The sequence below is a fragment of the Sphingomonas sp. 66-10 genome, from assembly GCF_001897045.1.
GTDB classification, from domain to species: Bacteria; Pseudomonadota; Alphaproteobacteria; order Sphingomonadales; family Sphingomonadaceae; genus Sphingomonas; species Sphingomonas lycopersici.
In genome coordinates, this window is sequence record NZ_MKRR01000113.1 from 4,805 (window position 1) to 11,995 (window position 7,191).

A 7,191-nucleotide genomic window follows, 5' to 3' on the forward strand; every position below is an offset into this window, starting at 1 on the left:
CGCCTCGGTGGCATAGCCGCGGCCCCAGGCGTTCGGCGTCAGCCAATAGCCCAGTTCGTGCACCTGCTCGCCGCGATGCAGCCCGATACTGCCGATCAGCCGCGGGTAATCGCCGTCATGCGCGAGGATCGCGAAGCGCGGCTCGGTCGCGCCACGCGGCAGCGACAGGAATGCTTCCGCATCGTCGAGCGCATAGGGCCACGGCATCCGCGCCAGCTTCTTGGCGACCGCCTCATGCGCGATCGTCGCCGTCAGCGTCGCGGCATCCTCCGGCCACCACGGCCGTAACGTCAATCTACTCGTCCGCGCGAACATCGTCGCTCTCCTCACCTGTTCGCGCCGCTAGCCCGTGTTGATGACGGGAAAACGACACAAGTGGTTGAATGGGAGCACGAAAAAAGGGAGCCGGGGCGGACCCGTCTCCCTTGTCTGGCTGGTTCCGATGCGCGGAACCCGGGTCGCCCTGGTGGGCAACCCGGCTGGTTACCCGATGTTATTCGGCCGCTTGCGCCATAATCTCGACCGAGCAGAATTTGCGGCCAAGCTTGCCGTCGTGGAATACGACGCGGCCATCGACGAGCGCGAACAGGGTATGGTCCTTGCCCATGCCCACGTTGCGGCCCGGATAGAATTTGGTCCCGCGCTGGCGCACGAGGATGTTGCCGGCGACGGCTTCCTGCCCGCCGAACTTCTTCACGCCGAGGCGACGACCGGCCGAATCACGACCGTTACGCGACGAACCGCCTGCCTTCTTATGTGCCATTGCGATCTACTCCTTACGCTTCGGCGGCCTGGGCGGCATCGCCCTCGGGCTTCGCGGCGGCCTTCTTCGCAGCCTTCTTCTCGGCGGCGCCGATCGAGACGATCTTGAGGATCGTGTGCTGCTGACGATGGCCGTTGCGGCGACGATAATTGTGACGGCGACGCTTCTTGAAGACGATGACCTTCTCGCCCTTCGCCTGCGCCACGATCTCCGCGGCGACGGTGAGGCCGCTGGTCGGCTTCAGCTCGGCGCCTTCGCCTGCGAGCAGCACGTCGCCGAGCGTGACCGTCGATCCGGCATCGCCCTCGATCTTCTCGACGACGATCTTGTCTCCGGCGGCGACGCGATATTGCTTGCCGCCCGTGCGCACGACTGCGAACATGGCCCTCATCACTTTCCAAATGCAATTGCCCGAACGGGCGTGCCCGTCGGGAGAAGCGGCGCGGTTAAGCTAGCGCGGTGATTCTGTCAACCGGTGTGGCGGGTTGGAAAATACGCTGGCAGCGCATTTTTGTGGAGCCGGCAATCTCGCACGGGACTCGACATCCGATAATCTCGGGTGAGGTGGATTCTGCTTCCGCCGTCACCCCGGCCTTGGGCCGGGGTCCATTGTGCCGCACGCTCCACGGCCAGAGCCTCTTGCTCCGCGCTTGCCTCCCGATGGACCCGGCTCAAGGCCGGGGTGACGAAAGCTGAGCCTAGTGCCGGTGTTCGCGGCGCAGATTGTAGCGCCCGTCGGCGAAGTCGGTGAACAGCCCGGCGATCGCGGGGTGGTCGATCGGCTCGTCGCTGTCGTCGGGGACCAGATTCTGCTGGCTGACATAAGCGACATAGGTCGATTCGGCGTTTTCCGCGAGCAGGTGGTAGAAGGGCTGGTCCTTGCGCGGCCGGATCTTCTCCGGGATCGCCTCATACCATTCGTCGCTGTTGTTGAAGACCGGATCGACGTCGAACACCACGCCGCGGAAATCGAACATGCGGTGGCGCACCACGTCGCCGATCGCGAATCGCGCATGGGCGATCGGCGGGGCGATGGCGGCGGGGGGCGTAGGGGACGAGGCGGCCTTGATACTCATGAGGCTAATCTAGTGTGTCCGGCGGAAGGGGCAATGGGCGGCTTGCGCGGTCGAAACAATGCCGCTAGAGGCCCGCCCTCGATCGCCCCGCCGGCGCCGCCAAGCGCCACCAGCGGACGACCTCGCGGAGAGGTGCCAGAGTGGTCGATTGGGACGGTCTCGAAAACCGTTGTGCCTTTACGGGTACCGTGGGTTCGAATCCCACCCTCTCCGCCACTTAAGTCCCTGAACGGGCACCGCGTTTACGCCGGGCTTTCCGAGAAGCGTTTGTAGCAGCCGGGTCTTCGATCCAATGATACGCACCTCGCCTTCCGCGACCTCAACCCGCTGGGCGAGCGCGCGCAAATGGTCGCGGCGATATCCACCGCCTTCAAGCCGGATGCGCTGGCGGGCAGTCTCGGCGAACCGCTCGATCATTGCGGGTGTGACGGCCTTGCTACCCGAACTGTCTAGCATTGCCTGTGCCCGCTCAGCATCGGCCTTAGCTTGGTCACGAACGGCCTTGAGGCCGTCGATGCGGTCCTTGAGCGCCGGGTCATTGATATCAGTCACCCCGGCCTCGATCGCGTCGTAAAGCCGCTTGAGGCGCAGTTCTGATTCGGCAGCGCGCTTGTTGAGTTCGGCGATATGCTCCCGGCGACGTTCGCCCTGCTCCTGCCGGCGATCGAGAACGGCGGCGAGGATGGTTTCCAACCGCTCGGGGCGTAACAGCCGCTCCTCAAGGTGCTTGACGACGAGATCGTCCAGCTTCTCCATCGGCACCGCCATGCCGGTGCAGGCGGTTGGCCCCTGCCTCGCCTTGGTCGAGCAGGCGTAATAGCGGGAGCGCCCGCCCTTGCCCGTACGGATGGTCATGGCCCCGCCACACTTGGCGCAATGGATCAGGCCGGTAAGCATGGTCGGCCCGCTGATGACGCGGGATGGCATCACCTTGGGGTTGCGGGCCTTGAGCAGCGCCTGCACCGCCTCGAACGTCTCGGGGTCGATAATCGGCGGGACCACAACCGTGACGATCTCGGCGACGGGCTTGAGCGTCTTGGTCTTGGTGCGTTTGTTGAACTCATGCTCACCCATGTAGGTGCGCCGGGTCAGGATGCGGTGAACCTGCCCGATGCCCCACCGGCCGCCGTCGCGGGTGAAGATACGACGGCTATTGAGGTAGGAGACGATGTTCTTGACGCCCATCTGGCCGGTGGTGCCGTCGCCCTCCAGCGCGAGGCGATAGATCAGCCGAACCGTGTCGGCATGGAGCGGGTCGATTTCCAGCTTCTTCTTGACCTTGGCACCGCGCGTCTCGGCCGCGATCGTCCGATAACCGATCGGCGGCAACGAGCCGTTCCAGAACCCTTGCCGGGCATTCTCCTTCAAGGCCCGGATAACGTGCTTGGCGTTTTCCTTGGACTGATATTCATCGAACAGCGCCATGATCTGCCGCATCATGACGTGCATCGGATCGTCGCCCATCTCCTGCGTGATCGAGACGAGCTTCACCCCGTTTTTCGCCAGCTTGCGGACGTAGAACTCAAGCTCGAAGTGATCGCGGAAGAAGCGCGAGAAGCTGTGAACCACGACGACATCGAACGGGGCAGGCTTTGACGTGCCCGCCTCGATCATCCGCTGGAACTCGGGGCGGCGGTCGTTGGTGGCGGACGCGCCCGGCTCCACGAAGGTTTCGACCAGCGAAAGCCCGCGCGACTCGCAATAGGCTTCGCCCTGTCGCCGCTGATCGGGGATCGAGACATCATGCTCGGCCTGTCGCGCGGTCGAGACGCGCAGATAGAGGGCGGCGCGAAGCGGGACCGTCATGGCGGACTCCTCAGTATCGAGTCATTGGTCGGGGCCAAGCATCTCATCGAACAGGTCGCGGAACCAGCGCTCAAATATGGCGACTTCCGCCTCGGTAATGGGCACGGGGTCGGGCCAGTTATCGCTGACCGTCCATGCGGAGAGGTCAAGCTTGGGCGGCCTGCCCAAGCGGCAGGGAAAGCCGAGCAGCGCCGAAAGCTGCTCGGATGCGGTCGGCGCACGTAGGTCGCGGGGCCGTGGCATTGGGCGATTATCCCGCGCGAGTCGTCCATCGCGAATAGCCCTTTCCTTCGCCAGCCTTTCCGTCGCAGCCGGGCGATGAAAAAGAAGAAATGGACAAGGCTAGCGTTGAATCGGCTAGGTGCGAGGCTGGCGGCTACCATCTCAACCACCCCATCAGGCGTGGTTTTGCGGCTGGCCCGATCTGTCGTAGCCAATCCTCGAAGCTGAGCGTGCCCTTGCGATACAGGTATGCTTTGTAGGTCGAGAACAGCCGGCGCTCGGCCATCAGGATATCTGTCGTGGGCTTAAATATGAGGCTATCTTCGGTTGAGCGATTATCGAGTACCGTCTGGGCGATGCGGGTGACCGAATAGGTCATCATTTCCTTGATTTCCTCTGTCTGCAGCCCAAGCGATGCAGCGATTTCTCGGTACGGCCTCCCGCTGTCTCGGATTGTTAAAAAGACGGCTCTCGCAAGCGTCGGCAGGGCTTCGAGCGCGACGTTGTAGGCGGCAAGTTTGGTCTCGTAGTCCTCATCCATGACGCTGCTCCCTTATGATCCGGGCTCGCCGTTGGGGGTGGCCGGTCACGAGACGCACGCGATCCAGCAGCGCGAGTAGGAGAGTCTCGATTTCCTTGGGGGCGAAGCCTCGGTCGCTTGGGGACGGACCGAACAGGTGGGGCTCGTTCCATTTGTTGTAGGGCGACAAGACATCGGCCAGCCGCGCCATCTCCGGGCATTCGTGACCCAGCCCGGTTGCATTGGCGTAAGCGAGCGATTTGGCGACGCGCAGGCCGATATGGCGTGCGCACCACGCGTCGGGGAAACCCACATCGAGCAGATGCGATGAGAGGCCGAGCTGGGCGGTGATGCCCGCGCGATAGAGGAAGTCGCGGTGATCCATTCCCGAGTGGGGCGAGCCGGTGGGAAAGAATTCCTCCGCGCGGCGATAGCGCGCCCGGCTCAGGTCGCGGCCACTGGGAGTCCGCGTCAATGTGATGGGATCGTCGTCATAGGCGCGCTGAACGCGCGTCAGCGCGGTGCGCCAGGTCGGCGCGGTCGCGCCGGCTGTGACCGCGGTGAGTGCGCCGAGCAGCGCCCGGCGCGATGTGGTGGGGGCAAGGGACGCCATATGCACCTCCGTTCCGCATCCTTGCGGTTTGACGGAAGTGACGGGTGGATGCGGTATGCTCCCGAACTCCCGCGCACTGGGCGCGAGAGCCGCCGGGGCTGGTAACATGCTTGTCACATGCGCCGCCGCCTTTAACCCGAAGGTCTGGACATACGCGATGGCACCCCGGAAACCGAAGGCTTCCGAGCGAGCTGACAAGCGGGATTACCAGTCCCGGCGCCGCCCTTTGCGCAGCGCAATCCTAATGTAGCAGACCGGATTCCCAGCGCCAAGCTGTCGCAAGATCTGGTCCCAACCGTCTGGCGGCACGGTGATGCACCCATTCCGGTTCTTTCTCCGACGGTATTCGTGTCTGCCGTTGAAATCGGGAGAATTCCGTGGGTGCCAGACGCATTTTGTGCTGAAATCCGCGAAATTTTTGAGGAAACGCCAGACGGCTTTGCCTCGCGCCAGACGAAATTATATCAATCTTACAATCACATAAGGGGCGCTGACTGGCGCCCCTTTTATCTCGCCATGGTAATTGACTGCCTCACTAGAGACCGGAATTTTGCCCCGCTCGTCATCGCTATCTGACATTAACTGCGAGTACTGCTTCGGCGCTCAGCGGCCTCGGCGGGATGTGAGAGCTGGATAATTGGGGGCGGCAGCGTATCGTGAGCGCGCGAACGCTAAGGGTGCCCGGAAGCCCTCGGCCGAGCGGTGTCGATCCTCGAGGGGCCGCCGTAGCGCCGTGATATTTGCCAATTCGACTAAGAAGATAAAGCTTCTCTCGATGAACGGCTCACCGCGAACTTTTTGTCGCGCTCTGCCTTCCGTTTGCTGGTCACCGGGAAATCGAAGGGCTCGCGGGCGATGCTGCTGAGTTCAGAAACTCCTAGCATTCGCTGGTGGCTGGTCGCGGGGGTCTCTGCGCGGATCGCGGCATATTCACCGAGATAGCGGCGGATGCTTTCGCTAATTTTGATGTCGAGGTTTGAGAAAACCTGCGTATCGTTGCAGAACCAGTAGTGCTTTCCCCAGCCGTCGACCATTCCGTCGACCCTCTTCAACGTGTTTGAAAGAGAGCATGCTCGATCGAAAGGTTGGCCGTGCTGAATACCGCGCATCGCTTTAAGGCTTTCCTCAAAAGCCGATTGTATCGAACGCAGTATCTTGCTTTGAGCCTTCGTGCCGGGTCGAACCGCTCCCGGAGAAATATTTATACCGAGGAAATCAAACCCAGCATCAATTGATATTCCGCCCTTCGAGCTTTTTTCTGGAGAGAGCTCCATTCCGAGCTCTTTGAGCAAACCTTCGGCTTTTCGTAGGCGCGAAGTTGCGGCAGCCTTTGACGGCGCAAGAATGATAAAATCATCGATATACCGGATACACCGACAGTCACCTTCGTTCATCACTTGGTCAAAGTCGGCAAGAATGATGTTTCCGAGGAGTGGCGAAAGGGAGTTGCCCTGAGCAACGCCGATATCTTCGATAGGGAAATCAACCGCCTTGTCCCTGAGCTGTGCCATATTGGACAACTCAACGTCGATGGCCTGCCGAAACAATGCAATGAGCTCGTCATCGTCGACTACAGTCGCGATAATCTTCGTTACGGCTTCCTTCGAGATTCGCGTAAAGAATGATCTGATATCTGCACTAGCGACAAATTTTGCGCCGACGCCTATCTCGGCGAGGACCGCCTTGATCGCTGCCGGTACCGCCGAAACCGATTCGGCGCGACCGAGACCGTCTTTCTTAGATCCGCGTTCACCCCTGATGCCGCCGAAACTGTAAGATGTCCGAATAAATGGCTTCAGTGCAGGGACTTCAAGCAATACGTTGAGAATCGCTCTCTGAACGATACGACTCTCGACCGACGCGAGCACGACCGGCCTGAACTTCCCAGTCTTTTTTCCTTGGTCGTCGAGCTTGGGGATGGGGATGCCCTTAGCGAGATCGAACTTGAAGGAATTGTGTCCGAGACGAGATTTGATCGATCGCAAGTTGGTCGGCGCGTCTTCGGCGAAGACTTCCAACTCGAGTCGAACTTCCTCGGATTTCGACGCGCGTCCGTTTCGCCGGATCACGCTCCATGCGCGCTCCAAGTTTTTTAAGTTTCGGACTGCTTTGATAAGGTCAGATGCCACGCGTCTTTGGGGTCCTGTCGATTAACCTCACCCGCCTGACGGAGCGCTGAACTCAGCAGCGG

At 61.4% G+C, this 7,191-nt stretch carries 9 protein-coding genes and 1 tRNA gene; 1 reads left to right on the plus strand and 9 read right to left on the minus strand.

Features of this window, described 5'->3' with window-relative positions; all coding sequences use genetic code 11:
* From BGN95_RS11950 to hspQ, 4 genes are all read right to left on the minus strand, one after another.
* Positions 1-315, minus strand: a 315-nt coding sequence (locus tag BGN95_RS11950; RefSeq protein ID WP_286772725.1) for a GNAT family N-acetyltransferase, incomplete at its 3' end; no start/stop codon positions are given.
* Between the two features lie 178 nt (positions 316-493).
* Positions 494-763: a 50S ribosomal protein L27 gene (gene rpmA / locus BGN95_RS11955; protein WP_179513483.1), complete on the minus strand. Its 270-nt coding sequence runs from the start codon at positions 761-763 to the stop codon at positions 494-496.
* Between the two features lie 13 nt (positions 764-776).
* Positions 777-1,145: a 50S ribosomal protein L21 gene (gene rplU / locus BGN95_RS11960; RefSeq protein ID WP_179513484.1), complete on the minus strand. Its 369-nt coding sequence runs from the start codon at positions 1,143-1,145 to the stop codon at positions 777-779.
* Between the two features lie 316 nt (positions 1,146-1,461).
* A complete protein-coding gene (gene hspQ / locus BGN95_RS11965) occupies positions 1,462-1,839 on the minus strand; it encodes a heat shock protein HspQ (RefSeq protein ID WP_179513485.1) in 378 nt (125 codons plus the stop codon).
* Positions 1,840-1,965: 126 nt separating this feature from the next.
* On the opposite strand from hspQ, the gene BGN95_RS11970 reads away from it, so the two are divergent.
* Positions 1,966-2,055 (plus strand) — tRNA-Ser (locus tag BGN95_RS11970).
* On the opposite strand, the gene BGN95_RS11975 is transcribed toward BGN95_RS11970, so the two are convergent.
* The 5 genes from BGN95_RS11975 to BGN95_RS11995 all read right to left on the minus strand — a co-directional run bounded on the left by BGN95_RS11975 (position 2,017) and on the right by BGN95_RS11995 (position 7,018).
* Complete coding sequence (locus tag BGN95_RS11975) at positions 2,017-3,645, minus strand: recombinase family protein (RefSeq protein WP_286772726.1); 1,629 nt, start codon at positions 3,643-3,645, stop codon at positions 2,017-2,019. The two genes, BGN95_RS11970 and BGN95_RS11975, sit on opposite strands and share 39 nt — an antisense overlap.
* Positions 3,646-3,666: 21 nt before the next feature.
* Positions 3,667-3,888 (minus strand): hypothetical protein, encoded by a 222-nt coding sequence (locus BGN95_RS11980; RefSeq protein WP_286772727.1) that lies wholly within the window; start codon positions 3,886-3,888, stop codon positions 3,667-3,669.
* A gap of 133 nt (positions 3,889-4,021) precedes the next feature.
* Entirely contained in the window at positions 4,022-4,408 is a 387-nt protein-coding gene (locus BGN95_RS11985) for an RNA polymerase sigma factor sigma-70 region 4 domain-containing protein (protein WP_286772728.1), read from the minus strand.
* Positions 4,401-5,000 carry a hypothetical protein gene (locus BGN95_RS11990; protein WP_286772729.1) on the minus strand — a complete coding sequence of 200 codons (600 nt, stop codon included), beginning with the start codon at positions 4,998-5,000 and terminating at the stop codon, positions 4,401-4,403. Before BGN95_RS11990 ends, BGN95_RS11985 begins: the two co-directional genes overlap by 8 nt.
* A 752-nt stretch (positions 5,001-5,752) precedes the next feature.
* Complete coding sequence (locus BGN95_RS11995) at positions 5,753-7,018, minus strand: reverse transcriptase domain-containing protein (RefSeq protein ID WP_286772730.1); 1,266 nt, start codon at positions 7,016-7,018, stop codon at positions 5,753-5,755.
* Positions 7,019-7,191: the final 173 nt, after the last annotated feature.

Bases quoted from the DNA above. Each gene is read 5' to 3' on its own strand.
- rpmA (WP_179513483.1), bottom strand. From the start codon at position 763: ATGGCACATAAGAAGGCAGGCGGTTCGTCGCGTAACGGTCGTGATTCG.
- rplU (WP_179513484.1), bottom strand. From the start codon at position 1,145: ATGTTCGCAGTCGTGCGCACGGGCGGCAAGCAATATCGCGTCGCCGCC.
- hspQ (WP_179513485.1), bottom strand. From the start codon at position 1,839: ATGAGTATCAAGGCCGCCTCGTCCCCTACGCCCCCCGCCGCCATCGCC.
- BGN95_RS11975 (WP_286772726.1), bottom strand. From the start codon at position 3,645: ATGACGGTCCCGCTTCGCGCCGCCCTCTATCTGCGCGTCTCGACCGCG.
- BGN95_RS11980 (WP_286772727.1), bottom strand. From the start codon at position 3,888: ATGCCACGGCCCCGCGACCTACGTGCGCCGACCGCATCCGAGCAGCTT.
- BGN95_RS11985 (WP_286772728.1), bottom strand. From the start codon at position 4,408: ATGGATGAGGACTACGAGACCAAACTTGCCGCCTACAACGTCGCGCTC.
- BGN95_RS11990 (WP_286772729.1), bottom strand. From the start codon at position 5,000: ATGGCGTCCCTTGCCCCCACCACATCGCGCCGGGCGCTGCTCGGCGCA.